Source organism: Roseovarius sp. MMSF_3281 (assembly GCF_030733685.1).
Taxonomy (GTDB): Bacteria; Pseudomonadota; Alphaproteobacteria; order Rhodobacterales; family Rhodobacteraceae; genus Roseovarius.
In genome coordinates, this window is sequence record NZ_JASHIM010000014.1 from 83,331 (window position 1) to 109,589 (window position 26,259).

General features: G+C 60.5%; 22 protein-coding genes. 13 read left to right on the forward strand and 9 right to left on the reverse strand.

The genetic code is table 11. The annotated features are described in order from the left end of the window. Positions 1-783 (reverse strand): molybdate ABC transporter substrate-binding protein, encoded by a 783-nt coding sequence (locus tag RBB32_RS13785; RefSeq protein WP_306153411.1) that lies wholly within the window; start codon positions 781-783, stop codon positions 1-3. Between the two features lie 471 nt (positions 784-1,254). Here RBB32_RS13785 and RBB32_RS13790 point away from each other — a divergent pair, with 471 nt between their 5' ends. The 9 genes from RBB32_RS13790 to RBB32_RS13830 all read left to right on the forward strand — a co-directional run bounded on the left by RBB32_RS13790 (position 1,255) and on the right by RBB32_RS13830 (position 13,487). Continuing rightward, on the forward strand, positions 1,255-2,607 hold the full coding sequence (locus RBB32_RS13790) for a sigma-54 dependent transcriptional regulator (RefSeq protein ID WP_306153413.1): 1,353 nt from the start codon (positions 1,255-1,257) through the stop codon (positions 2,605-2,607). 3 nt (positions 2,608-2,610) lie between these two features. Beyond that, entirely contained in the window at positions 2,611-4,584 is a 1,974-nt protein-coding gene (locus tag RBB32_RS13795; RefSeq protein WP_306153414.1) for a cache domain-containing protein, read from the forward strand. A gap of 218 nt (positions 4,585-4,802) precedes the next feature. Continuing rightward, positions 4,803-6,524, forward strand: a complete 1,722-nt coding sequence (locus tag RBB32_RS13800; RefSeq protein ID WP_306153416.1) for an OFA family MFS transporter — start codon at positions 4,803-4,805, stop codon at positions 6,522-6,524. Between the two features lie 93 nt (positions 6,525-6,617). Then, positions 6,618-7,496, forward strand: coding sequence for a LysR family transcriptional regulator (locus RBB32_RS13805; protein WP_306153418.1), 879 nt, complete (start codon positions 6,618-6,620; stop codon positions 7,494-7,496). 98 nt (positions 7,497-7,594) lie between these two features. Continuing rightward, entirely contained in the window at positions 7,595-8,071 is a 477-nt protein-coding gene (locus tag RBB32_RS13810; protein WP_306153421.1) for a formate dehydrogenase subunit gamma, read from the forward strand. Continuing rightward, positions 8,068-9,576 carry an NADH-quinone oxidoreductase subunit NuoF gene (locus tag RBB32_RS13815; RefSeq protein WP_306153423.1) on the forward strand — a complete coding sequence of 503 codons (1,509 nt, stop codon included), beginning with the start codon at positions 8,068-8,070 and terminating at the stop codon, positions 9,574-9,576. The genes RBB32_RS13810 and RBB32_RS13815 overlap by 4 nt, the downstream gene beginning before the upstream one ends. After that, positions 9,573-12,467, forward strand: coding sequence for a formate dehydrogenase subunit alpha (gene fdhF / locus RBB32_RS13820; protein ID WP_306153425.1), 2,895 nt, complete (start codon positions 9,573-9,575; stop codon positions 12,465-12,467). Before RBB32_RS13815 ends, fdhF begins: the two co-directional genes overlap by 4 nt. Before the next feature lie 2 nt (positions 12,468-12,469). Further along, positions 12,470-13,294, forward strand: coding sequence for a formate dehydrogenase accessory sulfurtransferase FdhD (gene fdhD, locus RBB32_RS13825; RefSeq protein WP_306153427.1), 825 nt, complete (start codon positions 12,470-12,472; stop codon positions 13,292-13,294). Further along, a complete protein-coding gene (locus RBB32_RS13830) occupies positions 13,284-13,487 on the forward strand; it encodes a formate dehydrogenase subunit delta (RefSeq protein ID WP_306153429.1) in 204 nt (67 codons plus the stop codon). Before fdhD ends, RBB32_RS13830 begins: the two co-directional genes overlap by 11 nt. Before the next feature lie 759 nt (positions 13,488-14,246). Here RBB32_RS13830 and RBB32_RS13835 read toward each other — a convergent pair. The 3 genes from RBB32_RS13835 to RBB32_RS13845 are packed head-to-tail and all read right to left on the reverse strand — an operon-like array spanning position 14,247 to position 15,569. Further along, complete coding sequence (locus RBB32_RS13835; protein ID WP_306153431.1) at positions 14,247-14,723, reverse strand: hypothetical protein; 477 nt, start codon at positions 14,721-14,723, stop codon at positions 14,247-14,249. Beyond that, the gene (locus tag RBB32_RS13840) at positions 14,720-15,100 is read right to left on the reverse strand and encodes a helix-turn-helix transcriptional regulator (protein ID WP_306153433.1); all 381 of its coding nucleotides are present in this window, start codon (positions 15,098-15,100) and stop codon (positions 14,720-14,722) included. The genes RBB32_RS13835 and RBB32_RS13840 overlap by 4 nt, the downstream gene beginning before the upstream one ends. Beyond that, positions 15,078-15,569: a hypothetical protein gene (locus RBB32_RS13845; protein ID WP_306153435.1), complete on the reverse strand. Its 492-nt coding sequence runs from the start codon at positions 15,567-15,569 to the stop codon at positions 15,078-15,080. The genes RBB32_RS13840 and RBB32_RS13845 overlap by 23 nt, the downstream gene beginning before the upstream one ends. A 664-nt stretch (positions 15,570-16,233) precedes the next feature. On the opposite strand from RBB32_RS13845, the gene RBB32_RS13850 reads away from it, so the two are divergent. The 3 genes from RBB32_RS13850 to RBB32_RS13860 all read left to right on the forward strand — a co-directional run bounded on the left by RBB32_RS13850 (position 16,234) and on the right by RBB32_RS13860 (position 19,032). After that, positions 16,234-17,529: an adenylosuccinate synthase gene (locus RBB32_RS13850; RefSeq protein ID WP_306153437.1), complete on the forward strand. Its 1,296-nt coding sequence runs from the start codon at positions 16,234-16,236 to the stop codon at positions 17,527-17,529. A gap of 13 nt (positions 17,530-17,542) precedes the next feature. Beyond that, positions 17,543-17,779 (forward strand): DUF2842 domain-containing protein, encoded by a 237-nt coding sequence (locus RBB32_RS13855; protein WP_306153439.1) that lies wholly within the window; start codon positions 17,543-17,545, stop codon positions 17,777-17,779. Positions 17,780-17,841: 62 nt separating this feature from the next. After that, entirely contained in the window at positions 17,842-19,032 is a 1,191-nt protein-coding gene (locus RBB32_RS13860) for a M20 family metallopeptidase (RefSeq protein ID WP_306153441.1), read from the forward strand. Positions 19,033-19,080: 48 nt separating this feature from the next. On the opposite strand, the gene RBB32_RS13865 is transcribed toward RBB32_RS13860, so the two are convergent. From RBB32_RS13865 to RBB32_RS13885, 5 genes are all read right to left on the reverse strand, one after another. Beyond that, positions 19,081-20,361, reverse strand: coding sequence for a DUF3422 family protein (locus RBB32_RS13865; protein WP_306153443.1), 1,281 nt, complete (start codon positions 20,359-20,361; stop codon positions 19,081-19,083). A 389-nt stretch (positions 20,362-20,750) separates the two neighbouring features. Next, positions 20,751-22,235, reverse strand: a complete 1,485-nt coding sequence (locus RBB32_RS13870) for an NAD(P)(+) transhydrogenase (Re/Si-specific) subunit beta (RefSeq protein WP_306153446.1) — start codon at positions 22,233-22,235, stop codon at positions 20,751-20,753. A 13-nt stretch (positions 22,236-22,248) separates the two neighbouring features. Continuing rightward, positions 22,249-23,823, reverse strand: coding sequence for a Re/Si-specific NAD(P)(+) transhydrogenase subunit alpha (locus RBB32_RS13875; RefSeq protein ID WP_306153448.1), 1,575 nt, complete (start codon positions 23,821-23,823; stop codon positions 22,249-22,251). A 130-nt stretch (positions 23,824-23,953) separates the two neighbouring features. Next, the gene (locus RBB32_RS13880) at positions 23,954-24,403 is read right to left on the reverse strand and encodes an isoprenylcysteine carboxylmethyltransferase family protein (protein ID WP_306153461.1); all 450 of its coding nucleotides are present in this window, start codon (positions 24,401-24,403) and stop codon (positions 23,954-23,956) included. Between the two features lie 155 nt (positions 24,404-24,558). Further along, positions 24,559-25,509 carry an MBL fold metallo-hydrolase gene (locus RBB32_RS13885; protein WP_306153450.1) on the reverse strand — a complete coding sequence of 317 codons (951 nt, stop codon included), beginning with the start codon at positions 25,507-25,509 and terminating at the stop codon, positions 24,559-24,561. A 247-nt stretch (positions 25,510-25,756) separates the two neighbouring features. On the opposite strand from RBB32_RS13885, the gene RBB32_RS13890 reads away from it, so the two are divergent. Further along, a complete protein-coding gene (locus RBB32_RS13890) occupies positions 25,757-26,110 on the forward strand; it encodes an MmcQ/YjbR family DNA-binding protein (protein WP_306153463.1) in 354 nt (117 codons plus the stop codon). The last annotated feature ends 149 nt before the right edge of the window (positions 26,111-26,259 follow it).

Genomic DNA, 26,259 nt, shown 5'->3' on the forward strand with positions numbered 1-26,259 from the left:
TTATCCTCCGCCGACGGTCTCAAAGCCATAACCGGCCAGCACGGCCTGCCCCTCGGAGGACAAGATGTAATCGGCCAGCGCCGTCGCGCCGCCCGGTGCGTCGTTCAACACGATCAGACCATAGTCTGCACCCACGGACAACGCCTCGGGGATCTGCACGATCTGCAAATCGGACACCTCTTTTTGCGCCAGCACCGCGTTGGTGCAATAGGTCAGGAAAACATCCGCCTGATCACTGTCCATCACCCATGCATAGGTGTTCCGGCCCTGTGGTGGCTTTTCGCTGTCGGGCCCACCGGTCAGTTGCAGCGATTTGCCTTTCAGCGCCTCGGCATGACCGGACTTGTCGAACAAGGCAAACGCGTAGTCGCCAGAGGGGTCGGCCTTGGGCGTCGAGGTGCCCAGCCGAATTGAATCCTTCAACATGACCTCCAGCAACGTGTCGGTCGAAACCGCAACCTCCGGCCGGGCCAGTGCGCACAGGCGGTTGCGGGCGAATAGCGTCACCGCGCCCCCTTTGCCAGCATCCGACAGCCTCTGCGGGTGGCGCATGTTGGCCGAGGCAAAGACATGCGCTGTCTCTCCCGCCTCGATGCGTTCGCGCATCAGGCCGGATGGACCAAAGCTGGTGGCGACAGCGGTGCCGGTCGCCTGAGTGAAATCATTCACCACGTCCGACAAGGCGGCCTTCAGGCTGCCTGCCGCATACAAGGAAACGTCTTGCGCCATGGCGGGGCTCATTGCCAAAGCAAAGAAACCTGCAATGATAGATGACTTATACATGAATATCCTCTCAAGTGTTTAGGCCGTCAGGTATTGATTGGGCTGGCCTGGCGCTTTCTTAACGAAGGCCCGCCGGTGCTTTTCGACGTCGGGTAAGACCATGCCGGATCGGGGTATACTCGAACCCCCACTCCAAACCGTCGTGTCATCCGTGTGAGGGACATTGCTGATGGATGGCCCACGGCGTCCGACCCAGTCCGATACATTGAAGCTCGGGTTTTGATGTCGTGCAGAGTTGGTCAAATACCTCATTCCGGCAAAAGCCCCTTCATTCACTCGCCTCTGTTCCGAAAATTATGCAGTAACAAAGCGATACCCTTCGAGGGAACTCAGGCGATTTCCTAATTTTGAAGGGAAAAATTATTAAATCATAGCCTTGATCTTCAGGTGCCTTGACGCAAGAGATAAAGCCATTCGTAGAAAATGCAGGATTTTGCGTATTCTCGCGGATCGTGCAAGGGGGAGGCAAGCATGGCAGACACATTCGAAGCGGCCAATGATCCATTGCGCGGTGCGCGCATCCTGATCGTCGATGACGAACCCGGGGTGCGGCACTTCCTTGTCAACACGCTGAAACCGCTGTGCGGTGGCGTGGACAGTGCTGAGAATGCGCAGGCTGCCGAGAGGCTACTGGAGGCCCGCCAGTATGACGTGATGGTGCTGGACAACATCATGCCGGGGCAGAAGGGCCTTGACTGGCTGGCAAAGCAACGGGCCAAGGGTGGTTTTACCGATACGATCCTGATCACCGCCTATGCCGACTTGCAGACCGCGATCGAAGCAATGCGGGCGGGAGCGTCTGACTTTCTTGTCAAACCTTTCCGGTCGAATCAGATTCTGAATGCCTTGCGTAAATGCCTCGAACTGGCGCAACTGAGGCGCGAGAATGCGCTTCTGCGTCGTGAGTTGGACACCGTTGGTAGCGGCAATCGCCGAAAGGAACTGATCGGTGAATCACCTCTGATTGCAGGGGTCCGCGACATTCTTGAGCGGGTCGCGCCCCTATCTACCCCCGTCCTGATCACTGGGCCTTCGGGGTCGGGCAAAGAGGTGGCCGCGCGCCATATACACTGCCATTCCGGGCGCGGTACCGCGCCGTTTGTGCCAATCCAGTGCGGCGCCATCCCGGCTGACATGATCGAATACGAATTGTTCGGTCATGGTATCGGTGCCTTCCACGGGGCACAGTCCGGGCGCGAAGGTTTGCTGGCGCAGGCTTCGTCCGGCACGGTCTTCCTTGATGATGTCAGCGAGCTGAGCACCGGAGCACAGACAGCGCTGCTGCGCGTCCTTGAAGATGGCGTTATCCGCCCCATCGGCACCGGGCGCGACGTGCAGCTTGACCTGCGCTTTGTCATCGCAACCAGCAAATCGCTGCAAGACGCCGTGGCAGCAGGTGATTTCCGCGAGGACCTGCTGTTCCGGATCAACGTGATCGACGTGGCCATGCCGCCCCTGAAGGATCGTGGCACTGACGTTCTGGACCTTGCTGACCTGTTCCAGGCTGAAATCTCGCTCGCGCTCAATCTTCCGAAGGTTGAGATGTCCTCGACCGTGCGATCGGCCATGCTCCGCCATGACTGGCCCGGCAATATCCGTGAACTGCATAACTTCGTGGAACGTGCGCTGATCTTTGGCCGCTTCCCGCTGGAAACACTGGGGCCTGTAGCGACAGCTGGCGACATCGGGTTGCTGGCGGATATGGAGAAACGCGAGATACTGCGCGCCCTTGAGGCGCTGGACGGCAACCGGTCCGAGGCAGCGCGCCGTCTTGGTGTCTCGCGCAAGACCATTGACCGCAAATGCGCGGCCTGGGGGGTATAGCCGGTGCCGCGCCTGCCCAAGGCCCTACGGTCGGTCCGGGTGCGGCTGCTGGTGATTGCACTGCTACCGATGCTGGTTTTGCTGCCGATCCTGCTGGGTGGCACCGTTTTGCGGTGGTCAGAGAAGGTGGATTCACTCCTTCTCAACAAGGTGACAGGTGATCTTACCATTGCGGACCAATACCTTGGCCGGCTGATTGAAACATCGGGGGAAAGGGTCGACGCGATCGCGCGGTCCCTTGAACTGCGGAATGCGCTACAGGACGGGAACGCCGATGCTTTCCTTGCAAAGAAGCGGGCCAGCCTTGGGCTGAATTTTCTGCGGATCGAACGCAAATCCGACTGGCCGGTCGTGCAAAGCGCCCTGAGCGGAAAATGGCAAAGCGGCATCGACGTGTTTGATGCCCGGACGCTTCGGGCCCTGTCGCCGGACATGTCCACGCAGGCCGAGATTCCGCTGGTGCCGACACGCGGGGCCGTGCCGACCGACCGAACCATCGAAACCCGCGGCATGGTCATTCATTCCGCCGCACCTTTAACCCTGCCTGACGGCACGCGGGCCGCGTTGGCAGGTGGCATGTTGTTGAACCGCAACTTGGACTTTATCGATACAATCAACGCGCTGGTCTATCGCGCCGAAAGCCTGCCGGAAGGCAGCCGCGGCACCGCCACCCTGTTCCTGGACGATGTCCGTATCTCGACCAACGTACGCCTGTTCGAAAACGTCCGCGCACTGGGAACCCGCGTGTCGGCCGAGGTCCGCGCGCAGGTGCTGGGCGAAGGGCAGACCTGGCTTGATCGTGCCTTTGTCGTGAACGACTGGTATATCTCTGCCTATGAGCCGATCCTCGACAGCTTCGGCACGCCCGTGGGCATGCTTTATGTCGGGTTTCTCGAAACCCCCTTCAGCGCGGCAAAGCGCAATTCCATAATCACACTGGGCTTCGCCTTTGCTTTTATCGCTCTTGCCTCGGTGCCCGTGTTCTTGCGCTGGGCTGGGCACATCTTTCGCCCGCTTGAAGGCATGACGCGCACCATAGATCGGGTCGAAAGCGGCGATCTGAGCGCGCGCAATGCGCTGGTCGGCGCCGATGGCGAAATCGCCCAGGTGGCGCGGCACTTCGATGCGCTTCTCGACCGGCTGGAACAGCGCGACCACGAGCTGCGCCAGTGGGGCGAGACATTGGAACAAAAGGTTGCCGGGCGCACGCATGAATTGCAGGAGGCGAACCGTCAGCTGGAACAAACAACCGAACGGCTGATCCTGTCCGAGAAGCTGGCCGCCGTGGGGGAAATCACCGCATCTGTCGCGCATGAGATCAACAATCCGGTGGCGGTGATCCAAGGCAACCTCGATCTTGCCCGTCGCAACCTCGGTGAGGCAGCGGCACAGGCCGACGAAGAGTTTCGCTTGATTGACGACCAGGTCTATCGCATCGGTGTGATCGTCTCGAAACTGCTGCAATTTGCCCGGCCAGAGGACTATTCCGGCACCGATCAAAGCGTGGACCCAACCGAGGTGGTGCGCGATTGTCTTGTCTTGACCCAGCATCAAATCGAAGCATCGGGTATTCGCGGAACGGTGGAAACGAACAGCCGGTCTTTTGCCCGTATCTCACGGACTGAATTACAGCAAGTGGTTGTGAACCTGATCCTGAATGCGGTCCATGCCATGCCCGATGGCGGTGCACTGCGGGTGATCACGGCGGATGACGGTCCGGATGTGGTCGTGACGGTCGAGGACACCGGCAGCGGGATTGATCCAGATACGCTGGCGCGGATCTTCGACCCTTTCTTCACCACCAAGCAGGCGCAAGGCACCGGGCTGGGCCTGTCGATCAGCCGCCAGATTGTGAGTCGCGCAGGTGGACAGATCACTGCGTCCTCCACTCCCGGAGAGGGCAGTCGGTTCGAGGTCAGACTTCGGACCGAAGAAAATGCAGCACCGCGCGATCCGGACAGTATGTCGCGAAATTGAGCGGATATAGATCAGCCCGCTGGACAGAATGTTCCAAATGCGGCGCCTGTCGCAAATGAATTCCGGACAAAATGATGGTTAAGTCATTGTTTTAAATATTAAAAAAATCTTGACGACGCAAGCCGTCAGCGACCCTTTATAGGTCCGCATGCCGTTGCATGCCCCTCACGCGCGCTGGGAGGACGGCGCCTCAGGGACATCAAAGGGAGGAAAAAATCATGAGCAACGCCTCAAGCGGCGCGTTGGGCTTTTTGCACAAAAGCCATATCGTCGCCGAACCCGGATTCAACCGCTGGCGGGTACCGCCGGCATCCATCGCCATCCATCTTTGCATCGGCTCCGTCTATGCGTGGTCGGTGTTCAACCCGCCGCTGACGCGTGAGTTGGGCGTTGTCGCATCCAGCGCCGACGACTGGAGCCTGAGCTCGGTCGTATGGATCTTTTCAGTGGCAATCGTATTCCTTGGGCTTGCGGCCGCATTCGCCGGAAAATGGCTCGAAGAGGTCGGCCCTCGCATGGTTGGCGTCGTGGCCGCACTCCTTTGGGGGGGCGGGTTCATCATCGGGTCGCTGGGGATTTCCAGCCACCAGTTGTGGCTCGTCTACCTGGGCTATGGTGTGTTTGGCGGCTGCGGGCTTGGCCTTGGTTATGTTTCGCCCGTATCGACCCTGATCCGTTGGTTCCCGGATCGGCGGGGCATGGCGACGGGCATGGCGATCATGGGCTTTGGCGGCGGCGCGATGATTGCGGCGCCGGTCAAGGGCTGGCTGCTGAGCCTTTATGCCAAGGCCCCTGATTTCCTCGGCACGCAGGACGCCGTCGCGACTGTGGTTGAAAATGGCCGTGTCTTTGCTGAAACCGCTGCGGGCAAGGTCGAGGTGGTGATTGCCTCTGCCGCGCAAGCCGCCGAGTTTGGTGGGCAGGCGGGGGTCTATGTCGTGGGCACCGGGGCCACCGGCGCCGCGCAGGCCTTCATGACACTTGGCATCGTCTATTTTGCCGTGATGATCCTGGCGGCGTTCCAGTACCGTGTCCCGGCAGAAGGCTGGAAACCCGAAGGCTGGACGCCGAAACCCGTGGCCTCGGGGATGGTCAGCCAGAACAACGTGCATATCGACCAGGCGTTGAAGACGCCGCAGTTCTGGCAGCTCTGGGTCATGCTGTGCTTCAACGTGACGGCGGGCATTGGTGTGATCGGTGTCGCCAAGACGATGATGTCTGAAATCTTTGGGACTGTGATGCCCCTTGTGGTCACCGCGGCCTTTGCCTCGACCTACGTGCTGATGATTTCAGTTTTCAACATGGTCGGTCGCTTCTTCTGGGCCTCGACCTCGGACTATATCGGGCGCAAGGCGACCTACATGTGCTTTTTCGTGCTGGGCACGATCCTGTATCTGTCGATTCCGTACTTCGCCTCTGCGGTCGCCACAAACCCGGCTATGATCTACCTGGTCGGCTTCTATGCGGCGACGATGATCATTTTCTCAATGTATGGCGGCGGCTTCGCAACGATCCCGGCCTATCTTGCGGACATGTTCGGCACCATGCATGTGGGGGGCATCCACGGGCGGCTGCTGACAGCATGGTCCACCGCGGGCGTGCTTGGGCCTTTGGCCATCACCTCGCTGCGTCAGATGTCGGTGACGAACGCGATTGAGGATCTGGCAGCCAAGGTTGACCCGGCCGCCTTTGCCGAAAAATTCGGCGCGCCATTGGCGCAACTGGATCAGCTGGTCACGGCCAAGACCGTCACCATCGCCAAGCTGATGGAAATCGCGCCCGAGGGCACGATCGACCCCACACCGTCGCTTTATAATACCACGATGTATTGCATGGCGGCGCTTTTGGTCGTGGCTTTCTTCGCCAATCTGCTGATGAAACCGGTGAAGGAACATCACCACCACGACGAACCGGAATTGCAGACCGTTCCGGTGGAGTGACGCTTTTGAAGGGGCGCCTGTCGCAGGCGCCCTTTACTCTGTTTATCGGCTGATGCTGATTACATTGGCATCTTTCAATCGGATTTTTCTATCATGCTTGATAAGCTGGAAATGTTCATAGCGCTGGCCAAAGAGGGTCATTTCGGTCGAGCCGCCGAGCGGTTGAATATTGCGCAACCAACCCTGTCAGCAGGCATCAAGCAGCTTGAGGAACAACTCGGTGTTCAGCTTGTTCACCGCGGATCGCGTTTTGGGGGGCTGACACCGGAAGGACAAACCGCGCTCACTTGGGCCAAGCGTATCACCGGCGACGCAAAGCAATTGCGAGACGAGATGCGCTTTAGTCGTCGCGGGCTTTCGGGCGAAGTTCGCTTGGCCGTTATTCCAACCGCTCAGACATGGGCAGGACGGCTTTGCACCGCTTTTGCGGAACGTCATCCCAGGGTGCGGTTTACGATCCTTTCAAGAACCTCCCGCGAAATCCTGCAAATGCTTGACGATTTCGAGGTCGATGCCGGAATTTCCTATCTCGCGAATGAGCCACTGGGGCGCGTCGATACCGCAGAACTGTATATTGAGAATTATATCCTCGTATGTGCACAGTCCTCTCCTTTCGCGAAAATGCGCAGCGTCGCCTGGAATGACCTTGATCACCAGCCGCTGGCCCTTTTGACCCCGGATATGCAGAACCGCCGCATCATCAACCAGCTGTTCGCCGAAAACAGCGTCACGCCATCCACCTGCATCGAGTCGAATTCGATCATCGCCCTGGTGGCAACGGTGGCGTCCGGGCATTGCATGACCGTTCTGCCCAAGGACATCGCAAATTTTCTGTCTGGCGGTAAAAATCTGGCCTTGATCCCGCTTGAAGGTGCGACACGGCAACAAAATGTTGGCCTGATCATGCCGCACCGCGACCCGAGAACACCGGTCCTTTCCGAGCTCCTGTCGGAAGCGCGCAAGCTGCAATGAGCCGCTCGATAGAAAACGCCTATCGCGTCACGAAACTGCGTTATTGATACTACCCCGCGGTGGTGTGCCAAGGTATTCCAAACAGGAGGACGACAGCCATGGCCCACCCCGCCACTGCCATCGACGCCGAGGAAATTGACCAGATCGTTGAGGCCCATTGCACCCTTGAAGGGCCGCTTCTGCCATTGTTGCATGCCCTGCAGGAGGCGTTCGGATACGTTCCCGCACAGGCGCACGAGCCCATCTGCAAAGCGCTGAACATTACCCGTGCCGAATTGCACGGCGTCATCAGCTTTTACCACGACTACCGCGACAAGCCCGCGGGCCGGCATGTTCTGAAGATTTGCCGCGCCGAGGCCTGCCAATCGGTTGGCAGCGCGGCACTGGCCGAGGGGCTGCTGGCCAAGCTGGGGCTGGACTGGCACGGCACGACCGCGAACGGCACGGTAACGGTAGAGCCGGTTTACTGCCTTGGCCTGTGCGCCTGCGCACCGGCGGCTATGATGGATGACCGTGTTGTTGGCCGGGTCGACGCGGCGAAACTGGACAGGCTACTGGCGGAGGCGGGCGCATGAAGATTTACGTTCCCATGGACAGCGCCGCCAAGGCGCTTGGTGCCGAAGAGGTGGTTGCGGCCCTGCGCGAAGCCGCGCCCGAGGCCGAGATCCTGCGCACCGGCACACGCGGCATGATCTGGCTTGAACCGCTGGTCGAGGTCGAGATTGATGGCGTACGCCACGGTTTCGGTCCAGCCGAGCCGGGCGACGTGGCCGGTATCCTTGACGGCAGCAGCACCAAGGCGCTTGGCCCGATCGAGGAGTTGGACTGGATGAAGCGGCAGACGCGTCTGACCTTTGCCCGTGTCGGCGTGGTCGATCCGCTGAACCTGTCGGATTACGCGGCGCATGGCGGCCTTGAAGGGCTGAAGCGCGCGCTTCCCATGTCCGGGCAGGACATCGTCGATGAGGTCAAGGCCTCCGGCCTGCGCGGGCGCGGCGGTGCAGGTTTCCCTACTGGCATCAAGTGGCAGACGGTGCATGACGCGGATGCGCCGCAAAAATACATCGTCTGCAATGCCGATGAGGGCGATAGCGGCACCTTTGCCGACCGGATGATCATGGAAGGCGACCCCTTCACCCTGATCGAGGGCATGGCCATCGCCGGGCTCGGCGTTGGCGCGACAAAGGGGTATGTCTACCTGCGCTCGGAATACCCCGACGCGATTGCCGTGATGACCCGCGCGGTCCAGATCGCGCGTGCGCAAGGCGTGCTTGGTCCGGATGTGCTTGGCTCGGGGCGCGCTTTCGACATGGAAATTCGCAAAGGCGCGGGCGCCTATGTTTGTGGCGAGGAAACCTCGCTTCTGAACTCCCTCGAAGGCAAACGCGGCGTGGTGCGGGCCAAGCCGCCGCTCCCCGCGCTGGAAGGGTTCCTCGGCCAGCCGACGGTGGTCAATAACGTGATTTCGCTGGCGACTGTGCCGGTGATCTTCGAAAAGGGCGCGCAGTTCTACGCCGATTTCGGCCTTGGCCGGTCGCGCGGAACGGTGACGCTTCAGATCGCCGGAAATGTCGCGCGCGGCGGCCTGTTCGAGACCGCTTTTGGTATTTCGCTGGGCGAGGTCGTGAATGATCTTGGCGGCGGCAGCGCCACGGGCCACCCGGTCAAGGCGGTGCAGGTCGGCGGCCCGCTGGGCGCCTATATGCCGGTTTCCAAGTTCGACACGCCGCTGGGCTACGAGGAATTCGACGCAGCGGGCGGGTTGATCGGCCACGCGGGTCTGACGGTGTTCGACGACACAACCGACATGCTGGGTATGGCACGCTTTGCGATGGAATTCTGCGCCGTGGAAAGCTGTGGCAAATGCACCCCCTGCCGGATCGGTGCAGTCCGTGGTGTCGAAACCCTCGACCGGATTGCAGAAGGGGACGCCGAGGCCTTGCCGCTGCTGACCGACCTTTGCGAGACGATGCAGGACGGCTCTTTGTGTGCCCTTGGGGGGTTCACCCCGTTCCCGGTGATGTCCGCCGTCACCCATTTCCCTGACGATTTCGCACGCTTGAAGGAGGCCGCAGAATGAAGGATTTCATCATTCCAGACGACCGCGACATGGGCACCCCCGCCAAGACCGGGGAACCCGTCACCCTGACCATCGACGGCTTTGACGTCACCGTGCCAGAAGGCACATCGGTGCTGCGCGCCGCCGCCGAGATCGGCATTCAGATTCCCAAACTCTGCGCATCGGACAATCTTGAGGCATTCGGCTCGTGCCGCCTGTGCGCGGTGGAAATCGAAGGCCGCCGCGGCACGCCTGCCTCCTGCACCACGCCGGTCACGGCGGGTATGGTGGTCGACACCAACTCGAACAAGGTGCGCAAGATCCGCAAGGGCGTCATGGAGCTGTATATCAGCGACCACCCGCTCGATTGCCTGACCTGCGCGGCCAATGGCGATTGCGAATTGCAGGACATGGCAGGTGCCGTTGGCCTGCGCGACGTGCGCTACAAGGCCCCGGAAACCGGTGGCCTCGCCAACCATTTCGAAGCGCGCAACACCAGCGGAGAGTCCAACCCCGAATGGCTGCCCAAGGATGATTCCAACCCTTATTTCAGCTACGATCCGTCAAAATGCATCGTCTGCAACCGCTGCGTCCGCGCCTGCGAAGAGGTGCAGGGCACATTTGCTCTGACCATCTCGGGCCGGGGGTTCGACAGCCGCGTGTCGGCAGGCGCTGCCGGGGATGACTTCCTGTCGTCGGATTGCGTGTCCTGCGGCGCTTGCGTGCAGGCCTGCCCCACCGCAACCCTACAGGAAAAGTCCATCATCGAGATGGGCACACCGGATCGGTCGGTCGTAACCACCTGCGCCTATTGCGGCGTTGGCTGTTCGTTCAAGGCCGAGATGCAGGGCGATGAACTGGTCCGCATGGTGCCCTACAAGCACGGCAAGGCCAACCGCGGCCATTCCTGTGTCAAGGGCCGCTTTGCCTATGGCTATGCCAACCACCGCGATCGCATCCTGAACCCCATGATCCGCGATACCATTGACGAACCTTGGCGCGAAGTCAGCTGGGACGAAGCGCTGTCCTTCGCCGCGACCCGCCTGCGCGGGTTGCAGGAAAAGCACGGCAAGAAAAGCATCGGCGTCATCACGTCAAGCCGCTGCACCAACGAGGAAACCTTCCTTGTGCAAAAGCTGACCCGTGCGGTCTTTGGCAACAACAATACCGATACATGCGCCCGTGTCTGCCATTCGCCCACCGGTTACGGGCTGGGCCAGACCTTCGGCACCAGCGCGGGCACGCAGGATTTCGACAGCGTCGAGCAAACCGACGTGGTTATCGTCATCGGGGCCAACCCGACCGACGGCCACCCGGTCTTTGCCAGCCGCTTGAAAAAGCGCCTGCGCGCCGGTGCCAAGCTGATCGTGATCGACCCGCGCCGTATCGACCTTGTCAAATCGGCGCATATCGAGGCCGCACATCATCTGGCCCTTACGCCGGGGACCAATGTTGCCGTCGTGACGGCTTTGGCGCATGTGATCGTAACCGAAGGCCTGATGGACGAGGCCTATATCCGCGAACGCTGCGATTGGGACGAGTTCCAGGTCTATGCCGAGTTCGTGTCCGATCCCCGTCATAGCCCCGAGTCGACGCAGCTTCTGACCGGCGTTCCCGCCGATGAACTGCGCGCGGCAGCCCGCACCTTTGCCCGCGGCGGCAATGGTGCGATCTACTACGGGCTGGGCGTCACCGAGCACAGCCAAGGCTCGACCACCGTGATGGGGATCGCCAACCTTGCCATGCTGACCGGCAATGTCGGTCGTCCCGGCGTTGGCGTGAACCCGCTTCGCGGTCAGAACAACGTGCAGGGATCGTGCGATATGGGCTCTTTCCCGCATGAACTGCCGGGGTATCGTCACGTTAAACTACCCGAGGTGCGAAACATCTTCGAATCCGCCTGGGGTGTTGAGATCGACCCGGAACCGGGCCTGCGCATCCCCAACATGCTGGACGCGGCAGTCGAAGGCAGCTTCAAGGGGCTTTACTGTCAGGGCGAGGATATCCTGCAATCGGACCCGGATACGAAACATGTGGCGGCGGGGCTTGCCGCGATGGAGTGTGTCATCGTGCATGACCTCTTCCTCAATGAGACCGCGAATTACGCGCATGTCTTCCTGCCCGGTTCGACCTTCCTCGAAAAGGACGGCACATTTACCAATGCCGAGCGCCGGATCAACCGCGTGCGCCAAGTCATGGCCCCCAAGAACGGCTATGCCGATTGGGAGGTGACGCAGCTGCTGGCCAATGCGATGGGGGCGGGCTGGACCTATACCCACCCCAGCCAGGTCATGGAAGAGATCGCCGCAACGACACCAAGCTTTGCCGGGGTCAGCTATGATGTGCTCGAAGAAAAGGGCAGCGTGCAATGGCCCTGTAACGACTCGCGGCCCGAGGGCACCCCGCTCATGCATGTCGATGAATTCGTGCGCGGCAAGGGGCGGTTCATCGTGACCGAATACGTGGCGACGGATGAAAAGACCGGCCCACGCTTCCCACTGTTGCTCACCACTGGGCGCATTCTGTCGCAATACAATGTCGGCGCCCAGACACGGCGCACCGAAAACGTGGTGTGGCATGAGGCCGATGTGTTGGAAATCCACCCCCATGACGCCGAGAACCGAGGCTTGAAGGATGGCGATTGGGTTCGACTGGCCTCGCGCTCGGGCGAAACGACGCTAAAGGCGCAAGTGACCGATCGTGTCAGCCCCGGCGTGGTCTACACGACCTTCCACCACCCGGACACGCAGGCCAACGTCATTACCACCGATTATTCCGACTGGGCGACCAATTGCCCGGAATACAAGGTGACGGCTGTGCAAGTGGCGCCCTCGAACGGGCCAACCGACTGGCAAGAAGATTACGCGGCTCAGGCCGAACGGTCGCGCCGCATTCTGCCAGCGGCGGAATGACCATGCGCGCCCCCCTTAGCGGCCATATCAGCACCGCGGGTCGGACACACCGCACCGAGGGCGTGCGCGACATCCATCGCGCACTGCCCGAGGAGGTCCCCGTTGCCTTGGTCTTCAACGGCACAACACAGGCGGTGATGATGGCGACCCCTGCGGACCTGTCGGATTTTGCGCATGGCTTTGCCCTGACCGAGGGAATCGTAAACGACCTTGCACAGATCGAGGACTTCGAAATCATCCATCACGAGCAGGGACTCGAAGCGCGGTTCTGGCTGAGCGAGGACCGGGCCGATATGCTCATCGCGCGCCGTCGTGCCATGGCCGGGCCGGTGGGCTGCGGACTGTGTGGCATCGACAGCCTTGAACAGGCCGTGCGGCCGGTGCCACGCGTCGAGACAGATCTGCGCCTTGACCCTGGCGACGTGGCCCGCGCAACCGATGCCCTGCGGCCCCATCAACACCTGCACGACCTCACCCACGCCACCCACGCCGCCGGGTTCCTGTCCCCCGGTGGGGGCCTGTCCCTCGCACGCGAGGATGTGGGCCGCCACAACGCACTGGACAAGCTGATCGGGGCGTTGCTGCAACAGGGCATCGCACCCGCGAGCGGCGCTGCGGTCATGACATCGCGGCTCTCGGTCGAATTGGTGCAGAAATGCGCCATGGCCGGCATTCCCGTGCTGATCGCGGTCTCGGCCCCGACCGGCGCTGCCGTACACCTTGCACAGCAGGCCGGGATCACCCTTGCCGCTTTTGCGCGGTCCGGCGGTTTCGATCTTTATTCCCATCCCCACCGTATCACCGACGAGGCCGAACATGTCGCCTGAAAAAATGGTCCGCATGGCAAACCAGATCGCCACCTTCTTCAAATCACAGCCGAACGAGGACGCCCCGGCCAAGGTTGCCGCGCATATCAACGACTTCTGGGAACCACGCATGCGAAGCCAGCTGCGGGCCTACGCCGAAACCGATGGCGCGGGGCTCGATGATATCGTCCTGAAGGCGATCCCGCTGGTCTGAATGCCGTTATGCGGGGCTTGGTGTGGCTGTCGCTGCGGCGGCTCCAATGTTTGCCCCCCCGCCGGGACCAGGAAACGCAGAACTCACATAGCCTTCGATCCATCGGGGATCAGCAGGCAGCGCCAAGGCCTGCAAGCGTATAGAGCGGCATCGGCGGCACGGGTTGCGTCGTTGCCAGCGCCGCGCTCACGCCTTCTGCGGTGGCCAAGGCAATCACGCCGCCCGCCTTCATCGCCGACGCGGTGACAATCGGCTTGCTTGCGGCCTTTCCCGCGATCGCCCTGTGGCTTCCCGGCCTCGCTTAAACAGGGGCACCTCCTGCCGATGGTGTCGGGATGGAGCCCCCTCCCCCGCGCGTGCATCATAGCTCGAAACACAACCGCCTTGGTGCCCAGTGAAACTGGCCAAGATCACTCCACTGTCGAAAAGCCGCGCATCGCCGGGCCGCGGTGCGGCGAACGCCCCTCGAGGCGAAGGCATTTCATCCAAGCAACTGGCGCGTGACCTCCCGGCGGCGGGCCTACGGCCCTTGATCCCGCGCGGATGGAGGGAATGGCAGCGGAGCGGAGGGAGGGGGCTTTGGAAAGTCGCGATCCATCGGCGGTTTCTCGACGTACCCGGCCCAAAGCGGCCATTCGAGCAGAGTGCGGCGAATGACTGGTTAAGCCCGGGGGTACCCGGGCATCGTTAATCTCGCAGAGTACGCCTGCGTTAAGGCCGGAGAGAAACACGAGATCCACATTGAAGCCGGCGAAACTTCTACCCTGCAGGATGATCTTCTGCAGGTTGCTCTGTGAACATCACAGATAAAGCACCCAACCGAACTTCCCGGTCATCATCCAAATACGCTCTGACTTTAATTTGCCCCGGCTTCGAGAAGTTCATCGGCGTCCATTGGCATGGAAAAGCCATTAATAATACTTTCCCGTCTTCTTTACTGCCTGCGACAGATGCGGGGGAAGGCTCGTTATGGTCTTCAGAATTTTCAATTTCGGCTTCTAATATCGTCGTTTCTTCGTCTCCTTCCGTCTTAATGACACGCAAGGAAATCTTCTCGAATTGAATGTTTGTAGGGACACGAAGATTAATTAAGGCCGCGAAAGTTGGCAAGATCCCTGGCGGCGGACCATTGAAGTTGAGAGAACTGGCATAGCAGCCCACAAGCGTTAGCTTGCCATTGATTTCATGCCTAATGTCATCGCAAAAGGTAGTGATTCCGTAAGGCTCAGTATTCACGATCCAGCTCTTTCCAAAACATACTTTGTATCTGGCTCGACGGTCCCTCGTGCGTAGGATTTTGACGTGTCGTCGATCTCGATTACTTTTCCGGATGAGAGTGTCCAATTTGTGAGAGCAGCAGCATCCTTATCTACAAACTCAATTTTGACATCCTTATCAAAAGCATACGCAAATTCAGCGATCGAACGTGCGGTCAGGTTCGCACTTCCTTTTAGTCGCCGGTTTACAACCGATCGATCAACGCCCAGAATGCTCGCGATCTCTTGTTGGGTCTTCCCAGATTCAAGAAGGGCTCTTTGAATCTTCTTTTGCAGTCCAGAAATAAACCTAGCTGACTTTCTTGATTTCGGGTCAATGCGCATCTGATACGACATCTAAGTAGCTCCTACCTTCGAGGCATTTTGGTTCATCCAAGTCCATCATATTCCGGACGTAGGCGGTTTGAGCTATGTAACGGCCATAGCTACTATTTACTTCTATGTTGTCTTTGCTGTCGCCAAAGCAACAGATGAAAGCATCTTTCTGTGGGACCCAACCAAACACCCGAACTTCGTCCGTCTTGAACTCCCATACATGATGATCTGGCGTGTAATGTAGCTTCTTAAACCTTCGGTCTGATGAGAAATTTTCACCCACGACATACTCGTAGAATACGGCGAAAACTTGCTCAATTGGTGTAAGGTCGGAGTAGAGTATGTTGTGTTCAATTTCTGGAAGCTCGCCATCAAGCCACTCAATGAATTCCATCGTCGCATACAACATCCTCCACGGAAGCTCGCCTGCTTCCAACGGGTCGATGACTTCAAGAACCCTCGACTCGCACAACTCTATCAGTGTTGCCATATATATCAACAATCGCTTAATGCAAGGTTACTGTTTGCAACGTTAAGGTGCCACATTCCCCTACGCAACCCACCCAACAGGCTGAGCTTGTGTCAGATTCTACGCATTTCTGCCGACTGTGCTGACTGCAGCGAAAGCCCGCTTCCCGCCCCTTCAGACGGGTGTATCCGTTGCAGGTACAGAACCAATACCCCTCCCGGCCTAACACCTGCCATCCCATACCTCCCCCTGAATTCGCAATCCGAACCTCCATGTTTGCCCTTCCCAAATCACGCTTCAATCCACCTCGCGCCAGTTCCACGCCACCAACCTTCCCGCAAAACCGTTAACATTGTCTTGCCCCACCGTGCGGGGCGGTCCGTGGCGGGGCCTTCTGTACAGTCTGTACACCCCCGCCTCGGCCCACCCCCGATTTCTGTACAAAACCCACGTACAGTCCGTACAAAACGTACAGTTTCGTACGACTCGTACGGTGGCGCCGCCGGACCCGCCGAATTTCGTACGAAACCCGGGGGGGCATCGTACGACTCGTACGAAATGCCCTGGGTCCAAACAGGCCCGCTTGTTCAGCTTGCCGCAGGGGCGAGTTTGCGGTTTCCCCCGGCCCTTGCATTCGCTATACGGTGCCGGGTTTTGACCCGCAGTTTCATGCAAGAGGATCATCATGGCAAACGTCGTCGTCGTGGGCGCCCAATGGGGTGACGAGGGAAAAGGCAAGATCGTGGATTGGCTGAGCGAGCGCGCCGATGTCATCGCACGTTTTCAGGGCGGCCATAACGCGGGCCATACACTGGTGATCGACGGCAAGGTCTACAAGCTGAATGCCCTGCCCTCGGGCGTGGTGCGCGGCGGCAAGCTCAGCGTGATCGGCAATGGCGTGGTGCTGGACCCCTGGCACCTTGTGAACGAAATCGACTCGATCCGCGACCTGGGCGTCGATATCTCGCCCGACACCCTGATGATTGCCGAGAATACACCGCTGATCCTGCCGATCCACGGTGAATTGGACCGCGCCCGCGAGGAAGCGGCCAGCAAGGGCACCAAGATCGGCACCACCGGGCGCGGCATCGGCCCGGCCTACGAAGACAAGGTGGGCCGCCGCTCGGTGCGTGTCGCGGACCTTGCCGATGACGCCACGCTGGAGGCGCGGGTCGACCGCGCATTGCAACACCACGACCCGCTGCGCAAGGGGCTGGGGATCGAGCCCGTGGACCGCGACGCATTGATCGCACAGCTCAAGGTCATCGCGGATAAGTTGCTGCCCTATGCCGCCCCGGTCTGGAAGGTCCTGAGCGACAAGCGCAAGGCGGGCAAACGCATCCTGTTCGAAGGCGCCCAAGGCGCACTTCTGGACATTGATTTCGGCACCTATCCTTTCGTCACCTCATCGAACGTGATCGCAGGTCAGGCCGCCACCGGCGTTGGCATGGGCCCGGGCGCGATCGACTATGTTCTGGGCATCGTGAAGGCCTATACAACCCGCGTTGGCGAAGGCCCCTTCCCTACCGAGCTGCAGGACGACGACGGCCAGCGCCTGGGCGAACGCGGGCATGAATTCGGCACCGTCACGGGGCGGCAACGGCGCTGTGGCTGGTTTGACGCCGCCCTCGTGCGCCAGACCTGTGCAACCTCGGGGGTGACCGGCATTTCCCTGACCAAACTTGACGTTCTGGACGGGTTCGAGACCCTGAAGATCTGCGTGGGGTACGAGTTGGACGGCCAGCGGCTGGATTACCTGCCCACCGCGACCGACGAGCAATGGCGCTGCAAACCCATCTACGAAGAACTGCCCGGTTGGAGCGAATCCACCGAAGGCGCGCGCAGTTGGGCGGACCTGCCCGCCAATGCCATCAAATATGTCCGCCGCGTGGAAGAGTTGATCGACTGCCCTGTCGCACTACTGTCCACTTCACCGGAGCGGGATGACACGATCCTTGTGACAGACCCCTTCGCGGATTGATGCCGGAGGCGACATGGCCCTGAGTTACAAGGCGCGCAAGCGCTGGTCCCTTGCGATCCTTTTGATCGGAATGCCAGCCTATATCGTGGCGGCGGTCACGGTGGTGAACCTGTTTGACCGCCCCGCGATTTGGCTGGAATTCCTGATCTACGTGGCCCTTGGCGTGGTCTGGATTCTGCCCTTCAAGTTCATCTTCAAGGGCGTGGGGCAGCCCGATCCGGACGCATCGCAAGACCCCGACAACCGCTAACCGCTTGCCTTCGCGTTTTCACGCGGCATAGTCCCCTTTGAGCGATCAAGGGAGGGGCCGCCATGAGCAACGCCAATAAACCCGACATACTGGCTGCACTCGATGCCGAATTGATCCTGGAACTAACCAAGAAACTGGTGGCCATCCCCACGGTCAACCCGCCGGGGCAGGAAGCCGAGTACGCGCAGTTCATCCATGACACGCTCGCCGGATGGGGCATCGAGGTGGAACTGGTGCCCGAACCCGAGCCCGAGCGGCCACAGGTGGTCGCATGGGTGCGCGGCAGGGGCGATGGTCCAACCTTTATCCTCAACGCCCATATGGATACCGTTCCGCCGGGGGACGAGGCGCGCTGGACCAAACCGCCCTTCGAGGTCACGCAAGAAGGCGATCTGCTTTATGGGTTGGGCACCTGTGACATGAAGGGCTCGCTTGCCTCGATCATGGCGATCTTGAAGGCCCTGCATGACAGCAACGCGGGGCTTCCCGGCACCCTGATGGCGCAATTCCCGATGGGCGAGGAAACCGACGAGCCGGGCACCAAGACCCTGCTGGCCAAGGGCTATACCGGGGATATGGCGATCACCATGGAACCCACCAACAGCCAAATCGGTCCCGGCACGCGCGGGGCCTGTTGGTACCGGGTCGAGGTGGAAGGCCCATCGGCGCATTGCGGGCTGAGTGCCGCGGATGCGCCGGACGTGATGCACGTGGTGCAACGCTTCATGGCCGAGGTCGAGGCGCTGCATGAAGAGGTATGCCAGCAAAAGCATCACCTGCTCGACAGCCCCGCCGCGCGGGTGACCGAAGTGAGCGCGGGCGAGACCCATAACTCCCGCGCGCGGCGGGCCGTGATGCTGGTGGATCGGCGGATGCTGCCACACGAAAGCGTCGAGGCCGTGGGCGAGGACCTGCGCGAACGGCTGACTCAGGCGATTGGTGGCCGCGAAGGCGTGCGTGGTAAGGTGAGTTTCGTCGATCTCAACGAGGCCACGGAAACACCGCTGGACAGCGAACTGGTGCAGGTTTTATCGCGCAACACCCGAGAAGTTGACGGGGCCGAGCCGCGCATCTGGGGGCCGCCCTATGGCAGCGACATGCGCAATTTCGTGGTGGATGCGGGCATCCCTTGCGTGAACTACGGCGCCGGCGATTTCCGCCGTTGCCACCAGCCCGATGAGTGCGTGCCGTTCGGTGACTTGGTGCAGGTGGCGCGGATCACCTTTGGCACGGTGCTGGACGTGATCGGCTAAGGGATAGGAAGACAGCCGATTTCCCTTCAAGAAAACGGCGGTTCCATCCTATTCCATCTTCTCGCGGATGCGATGGATTACCCACCAGACCACCGCCACGACCGGCAGGGTCACAAGCGCGGTTATCATCCCCTTGGACATCCCCAGCATCGCCGCCAGCGGGTAAAGCAGATAGCCCACCAGCGAGACCGCGTAGTAACTGATCGCCACCACCGACAGCCCTTCGACCGTCTTTTGCAGGCGCAATTGCATATCGGCGCGTTGGTTCATGCTTTCCAGCAGGGCCTGGTTCTGGGCGCTGCGCTCAACGTCTACTCGCGTTCGAAGCAATTCACCCGCGCGGATCGCGCGGTCTGACATGGCATCCAGCCGGTCCTTGGTCGATTTCACCGTGCGCATCGCGGGGTCATAGCGGCGCATCATGAATTCCGAGAAGGTCTGCCGCCCCTCGAAACGTTCCTCGCGCAGCACCTCGATCCTTTGGTTGACGATCTTCTCATAAGCCGCAGTGGCTCCGAAACGGAACGAGGATTGCGCCACCATGCTTTCGAGTTCCGCCGAGATCGACAACAGGCTTTTGAGGGTGTCCTCGGCGCGCGTCGCCTCGCCGGTCATGTCGCCGATCATCTGGCTGAGCTGGCTGTCCAGCTCGCCCATGCGCGGCCCCATTTCGCGCACCCTTGAGAAGCCCAGCATCGACATCGCCTTGTAGGTTTCGATCTCGCACAAGCGTTGGATTACCCGGCCCACGCGGCGCTGCCCGGTGTCTGGTCCGACGGTGACGGCAAAGCGCAGGTGGCCTGCCGGATCAATACGAAAATCGCCCGCCACGACGGCGGCATCGTCCAGCACACGTGCCACGGCCACGCTTTCAGGCACGAACCATTCGGCGATTTGGTGACGGATGGTATCCTTGTCTTTCCACGGGCTGACGCGGATGAGGGCCGAGGTCATCCGCACGCCGGGGGCCTCGTTCAGCCAATCGTTGGGGAAAACCTCGAAATCGGCGGGGTCGAAGGGGCGCGAAGACAGGCCATCGGTAAAGGCTGTATAGGTCACAAACTCGGTATGGCTTTCCCATTTGAGCATGTGCCGCCCGATACGCCCGAAGTAATGCGTGGCGCCGGGTTGCGGGTGCGCCGCACCGTGCCGGTCCAGCAGGGCAATCAGGTGGTCCATATCCGCCTGCCGGTCGCGCGCCGCGGCCCCCTCGGGCCGCTTGATGGCCAGATAGGCGGCGGTAGTCGGCACCTGCATCGAGGGGAAGGGCCGCGCGTGCAGCTCATTGGCCAGACGATAACGCAGCGGGTGGTCTTCGATGGGCGTCATGGGGCGCTCTCCGGCGGTGGGTTGGCCTTTAGGGTAACGTGGACAAGCCCCTAGAGAAACAGAATTCTTCCGTCAAACCAAGGATTTACGGGAATACAAAGGTATACTGCACAGGGGTTGGGCATCTTGCCCTCAGTTAAATGCGCAGGCGCGTAATCAAGGGCGAAGCCCGCCGGGCCAAAGACGACGCGCCCGGACGCGGCGGCTTTTTAGCAACGACAGAGCGCCGCGTTAGGTTCCTCGGACACGGCAACCATAAAGTACGCCCGCCCATGCGGGATCAAACGCCACCGCGCGCGTCGTCATTGGCGCGGCTTCTCGCATTCTCCAACCCATAAAAAAGGGCGCCCGTCCAGAGCGCCCTTTTCCAATCCTCACAAGCACAAGGCTTAGCCGATCTTGCCCAGCAGGGCCGACATGCTGTCCTTGGCGTCGCCATAGAACATACGCGTATTGTCCTTGAAGAACAGCGGGTTCTCGATCCCGGAATAGCCGGTCCCCTGCCCCCGCTTCGACACGAAGACGTTTTTCGCCTTCCAGACCTCCAGCACCGGCATCCCGGCGATGGGGCTGTTGGGGTCGTCTTGGGCTGCGGGGTTCACGATGTCGTTCGAGCCGATGACGATGACAACATCCGTATCGGGGAAATCGTCGTTGATCTCGTCCATCTCCAGCACGATGTCGTAGGGCACCTTCGCCTCGGCCAGAAGCACGTTCATGTGCCCCGGCAAGCGGCCCGCGACGGGGTGAATGGCGAAACGCACCTCCTTGCCCTGCCCGCGCAGCTTGTTGGTCAACTCGCTGACCGCCTGCTGCGCTTGGGCCACGGCCATGCCGTAGCCGGGCACGATGATGACTGAAGCCGCCTCGTCAAGGGCCTGTGCCACGCCGTCAACGTCAATCGCGACCTGCTCGCCCTCAACCTCGGCTGCGGGACCTGCCGCACCACCAAAGCCGCCAAGGATCACGCTGATGAAGGAGCGGTTCATCGCCTTGCACATGATGTACGACAGGATCGCACCCGACGAGCCGACAAGCGCGCCCACCACGATCAGCAGGTCGTTGCCAAGGCTAAAGCCGATGGCCGCCGCCGCCCAGCCCGAGTAGCTGTTGAGCATCGAGACCACCACGGGCATGTCGGCGCCGCCGATCCCCATGATCAGGTGATAGCCGATAAACAGCGCCAGAAGCGTCAGCAGGACCAGCGTCCAACCACCTGCACCACCAAGGTACATGATCGCCAGGATCACCGAGAGACCCGCCGCCCCGGCATTCAGGATATGACCGCCCGGTAACTTTTTCGCCGCCGAGTCGACCTTGCCGGCCAGCTTGCCATAGGCGATGATCGAGCCGGTGAAGGTCACGGCCCCGATCCAGACACCCAGCACCAGTTCGACGCGCAGGATACCCACCTCGACGGCGGTTTTCTTGGCGACGATGGCCGCAAAACCCGAGAAGGTCTTGGCGAAGGCCACGGCCTCGGCTGTGACCTCTTCGGGGCGCGGGAATTGCAGGCCTTCGCCCACAAAGGCCGCGGCCACCCGGCCCAGTTCGATATGCGCGTTAAAGCCCACGAAGACGGCCGCCAGACCGACAAGCGAGTGCATGATCGCCACCAGTTCGGGCATCTGCGTCATCTGCACGCGGGTTGCCAGTTGGTAGCCAATGGCACCGCCCCCGGCGATCAGGACAAGTGACAAAAGCCACAGGCCCTGCCCCGGTCCGATCAAGGTGGCGACGATGGCAATTGCCATGCCGACGATCCCGTACCACACCGCGCGTTTCGCGCTTTCTTGCCCTGACAGCCCGCCAAGGCTGAGGATGAAGAGAACTGCCGCGACCACGTAGGCCGCAATGGTAAATCCGTAATCCATTGTGCCTACCTCCTTAAGATTTCTGGAACATGGCGAGCATGCGCCGTGTCACGAGGAAGCCGCCGAAAATATTGATCGCGGCCATGAAGACCGACAGCGCGGCCAATAGCGTGATGAGGAACGAGCTTGACCCGATCTGCATCAGCGCCCCCAGAATGATGATCGAGGAGATCGCGTTCGTCACCGCCATAAGCGGGGTGTGCAAGCTGTGGCTGACGCCCCAGATCACCTGGAAGCCGACAAAGACCGCCAGAACGAAAACGATGAAGTGCTGCATGAAGCTGGCAGGCGCAATCAGGCCCACCGACAACAGCAGAACAGCCCCAATGCCCAAAAGCGTGACCTGTTGCTTGGTCTGCGCCTTGAAAGCGGCCACCTCCGCTGCGCGCTTTTCTTCCGGCGTCAGTTCCTTCGGCTCTTCCTTCTTGGGTTGGGCCGCGATGGCCTGCACCTTGGGCGGCGGCGGTGGGAAGGTAACCTCGCCCGCATGCGCCACGGTGGCCCCGCGGATCACGTCATCCTCCATGTCATGGTTAACCTGACCGTCTTTTTCCGGTGTCAGGTCGGTCATCATGTGACGGATATTGGTGGCGTAAAGCGAGCTGGACTGCGTGGCCATGCGTGACGGGAAGTCGGTGTAGCCGATGATCGTGACACCGTTGTCGGTCACGATCTTGTCGTCCATCACCGTCAGTTTGCAGTTACCGCCCTTTTCGGCGGCCAGATCGACGATCACGCTGCCGCGTTTCATCGACTTGACCATATCCTCGGTCCAAAGCTCGGGCGCTTCGCGGTTGGGGATCAGGGCCGTGGTGATGACGATATCCACCTCGGGTGCCAGTTCGCGAAACTTGGCAAGCTGCGCCTCGCGGAATTCAGGAGACGACGGGGCCGCATAGCCGCCTGTGCCGGAGCCGTCCTGCTGTTCTTCCTCAAAATCGAGGTAAACAAATTCCGCGCCCATGGATTCGACCTGTTCGGCCACTTCGGGCCGCACGTCGAAGGCATAAGTCACAGCTCCAAGCGAGGTCGAGGTGCCAATGGCGGCCAGACCGGCCACACCGGCACCGACAACCAGAACCTTGGCAGGCGGCACTTTACCGGCGGCGGTGATCTGCCCGGTAAAGAAGCGACCAAAGTTGTTGCCGGCCTCGATGACCGCGCGGTAGCCCGCGATATTGGCCATCGACGACAGCGCATCCATCTTCTGGGCACGCGAAATCCGCGGCACCATGTCCATCGCGATGACAGAGGTGCCTTTCTTGGCCAATTGCTCCATCTGCGCTTCGTTCTGGGCGGGCCAGAAGAAGGAGATCAGCAATTGATCGGCGCGCAGGCGCTTGGCCTCGGTTTCCGTGGGCGGGCGCACCTTGGCGACGATATCGGCCGCTTTGTACAGCGCCGCCGCCGATTTGATGACTTCAACGCCCGCCTCCTTATAGGCAGCATCGGCAAAGCCCGCGGCCTTCCCGGCCCCGGCCTCGATGGCGCAGTCATATCCCAGTTTCTGAAGCTGAAGCGCTGACTCGGGCGTCATCGCAACACGCGCTTCGCCCTCCATCACTTCCTTCGGTGTTCCGATCTTCAAGGTCGTTTCCCCCGTTTCCTGTTCTTGTCTCTGTGGGCCAAGGGCGGCCCAAGATTCCGGCTCGCTACGAGCTTTGACGGTTTATTTCACATTTTTCCACCGGTTTCGATGCAAGGAATGTCGCATCTGGTCAAATCCAACGTCGCGCCTTTCGCTCATAGCGCGCAAAATCCATTCGAAAGGTGCGGCGGAGGCGGTCTTCCTCGGGCTCGATAAAGCGTTTTTCCAAGACCCAGACGAAAACGGGAATCAGCGGCAGCGACAAAACCGCATCCCACGACAGGATAAACCCGGACAAAAGCATCACATCGCCCAGGTAGATCGGGTTGCGCGTGCGTTTGAAAATGCCGCTTTGGATCATCCGCTCAGGCGTTTCATGCGGCAGGATGGTGGTGCGATGCTTGCGGAATTCCATCACCGCCAAGGCCAACAGCACAAGACCGCCACCCACCAGCAGCCCACCCAGGAAATCGGCCCAGGCCCCGCCAAAGCTTAGCCCCATATCAAAGCGCGAGACCTGCACCCAAGCCAATGCAAGGAAGCCCAGAAGCCAAACGGGCGGCATATCCAACCATTTCATCATCGCGGTTCATAGGTCCCATCTGCGTGGCATTCGTCAAGCCCGCATTTGCATATCCGCGAATGTAGACTGTGGAAGGCAGGCCGGGCGCCGCCCGTGATCGTCACAATCGCTTTCCCGGAGCGATTGCCGCGCCCCAAGGCGCGGACTGGCGATCACTCCCATTCCATCTCTTCGAAAACGCGGCCTGCGTTCTTGGTGGCCAGTTCCTCGAAGGTGTCCAGATGCGACCATTCGGATTGGTCGATGTAATAGGCATCGGCCAGTTCCCCGCCATTGTCCAGATGCTCACCGATCTTGGCGCGGATGTCGCGCAGGTAATCCGAGGTATAGCGTTTGACCTGCGCCATGTTGGTCGGGTGCCCGTGACCGGGGATCACATAGGTCGCCCCCAGATCGGTGAACGGACCATCGAAGGTGTCAATCCACGCATCGGTATCACTGCCCGGGAAAATCGGCGGCATGCGTTCGTGAAAGGCGATGTCACCGGCAATCACGATCCCCCACTGCGGAATCCAGACCTGCGTATCACCGGGGCCATGGGCGGGGCCAAGGTGCAGCACTTCAAGCGTCACATCGCCCATTTCCACAACGTGCTTGTCTTCGAAGCTCAGGTTCGGAACAGCCACCGTGGTGCCCTCGGCCTTGTCGCGGTTGTAACCCTGCATGCCTTGCAGGATGAAATCGCCCTCTTCCTCGATTTCATGGATGGCATCCACATGGGCCAGGATATCAACCCCCTGCTCGGCCCAATAGGAATTACCCAGCATGGCATGACCCTGACCATTCTCGTTGATCACCAGCTTAACCGGTTGATCGGTCACGGCCTTGATCTCGTCGTGCAGGGCCTTGGCCAAGCGATAAGAGGCCCCGCCATTGATCACCACCACCCCGTCACCGGTAAGGATGAAGCTCAGGTTGTTGTTATGGCCCGAATTTTCATAGGTCGGCGGTGCGGTGGCCCCGATGGCGGAAAACACATGCGGGATGACCTCAACCGGTTTTTCGTAAAGCTCGGATTGCGGGTATTGATCGGCTATATCCTCGGATGCCTGCGCCGGAAGCGCCAGCGCCGCCACGATGGCCGCTGCGAAAATCGGTTTCATTGTGCTCTCCCTTGAATCTCTGCGGCGCAGGATACGCATTCACCTTCGTGAATGTCTAGGGGTGTTGCCGGGATTCTCCTGGCTCGCCCTTGCCACGGCTATCAAAGCCGATACGGTCACGTTTGATAGACAGGGAGGCAACGTTGCTCAGCGAAAAACAGGCGATCGTCAAAGGCTGCGGTACCATGGCCGGATGCACAGGCGTTAACCGCCAATGCGCCGAAATCGCCGGAGGCCGACCCTAATGCTGTCGCGCAATGCCTTCAACGCCTATTGCGCGACCCTGCCGCAATCCACCCATGTGGTGCAATGGGGCGGCGCGGATGTCTGGAAACTGGGCGGCAAGGTCTTTGCCATAGCCGGATGGAACGACGGCAAGGACGCCTATACCTTCAAAGCCTCCGAGATGGCCTTCGAGGTGCTGCAAGACCAACCCGGAATCCGCCCCGCGCCCTACATGGCCTCGCGGGGCCTCAAATGGTTGCAAGTTCATGCCGATCCGGGGCTGAGTGACGATGATCTCAAGACCCACATCAAAACCTCATACGACATGATCGTCACAAACCTGCCGCGCAAAACCCGCGCGGCGCTTGGCCTCTGATCACCCCGCTTTTTCTTGGCGAAAATACCCCCGCCGGAGGGGTATTCTTCTTGTGTCATACGTTCTCACTGGGTGCCACCGGAATTAATCTTCCTTAAATCTCAATAACTTAATGTCTCACTGCATCCCGGAATGAGCCGGGCAGTGTC

What these genes read in the sequence shown, in the direction of transcription:
- RBB32_RS13870 (WP_306153446.1), bottom strand. Translation starts at nt 22,235, where the DNA reads ATGGATTACGGATTTACCATTGCGGCCTACGTGGTCGCGGCAGTTCTC.
- RBB32_RS13805 (WP_306153418.1), top strand. Translation starts at nt 6,618, where the DNA reads ATGCTTGATAAGCTGGAAATGTTCATAGCGCTGGCCAAAGAGGGTCAT.
- RBB32_RS13880 (WP_306153461.1), bottom strand. Translation starts at nt 24,403, where the DNA reads ATGAAATGGTTGGATATGCCGCCCGTTTGGCTTCTGGGCTTCCTTGCA.
- RBB32_RS13800 (WP_306153416.1), top strand. Translation starts at nt 4,803, where the DNA reads ATGAGCAACGCCTCAAGCGGCGCGTTGGGCTTTTTGCACAAAAGCCAT.
- RBB32_RS13850 (WP_306153437.1), top strand. Translation starts at nt 16,234, where the DNA reads ATGGCAAACGTCGTCGTCGTGGGCGCCCAATGGGGTGACGAGGGAAAA.
- RBB32_RS13845 (WP_306153435.1), bottom strand. Translation starts at nt 15,569, where the DNA reads ATGGCAACACTGATAGAGTTGTGCGAGTCGAGGGTTCTTGAAGTCATC.
- fdhD (WP_306153427.1), top strand. Translation starts at nt 12,470, where the DNA reads ATGCGCGCCCCCCTTAGCGGCCATATCAGCACCGCGGGTCGGACACAC.
- fdhF (WP_306153425.1), top strand. Translation starts at nt 9,573, where the DNA reads ATGAAGGATTTCATCATTCCAGACGACCGCGACATGGGCACCCCCGCC.
- RBB32_RS13790 (WP_306153413.1), top strand. Translation starts at nt 1,255, where the DNA reads ATGGCAGACACATTCGAAGCGGCCAATGATCCATTGCGCGGTGCGCGC.
- RBB32_RS13855 (WP_306153439.1), top strand. Translation starts at nt 17,543, where the DNA reads ATGGCCCTGAGTTACAAGGCGCGCAAGCGCTGGTCCCTTGCGATCCTT.
- RBB32_RS13840 (WP_306153433.1), bottom strand. Translation starts at nt 15,100, where the DNA reads ATGTCGTATCAGATGCGCATTGACCCGAAATCAAGAAAGTCAGCTAGG.
- RBB32_RS13865 (WP_306153443.1), bottom strand. Translation starts at nt 20,361, where the DNA reads ATGACGCCCATCGAAGACCACCCGCTGCGTTATCGTCTGGCCAATGAG.
- RBB32_RS13810 (WP_306153421.1), top strand. Translation starts at nt 7,595, where the DNA reads ATGGCCCACCCCGCCACTGCCATCGACGCCGAGGAAATTGACCAGATC.
- RBB32_RS13785 (WP_306153411.1), bottom strand. Translation starts at nt 783, where the DNA reads ATGTATAAGTCATCTATCATTGCAGGTTTCTTTGCTTTGGCAATGAGC.
- RBB32_RS13830 (WP_306153429.1), top strand. Translation starts at nt 13,284, where the DNA reads ATGTCGCCTGAAAAAATGGTCCGCATGGCAAACCAGATCGCCACCTTC.
- RBB32_RS13885 (WP_306153450.1), bottom strand. Translation starts at nt 25,509, where the DNA reads ATGAAACCGATTTTCGCAGCGGCCATCGTGGCGGCGCTGGCGCTTCCG.
- RBB32_RS13860 (WP_306153441.1), top strand. Translation starts at nt 17,842, where the DNA reads ATGAGCAACGCCAATAAACCCGACATACTGGCTGCACTCGATGCCGAA.
- RBB32_RS13815 (WP_306153423.1), top strand. Translation starts at nt 8,068, where the DNA reads ATGAAGATTTACGTTCCCATGGACAGCGCCGCCAAGGCGCTTGGTGCC.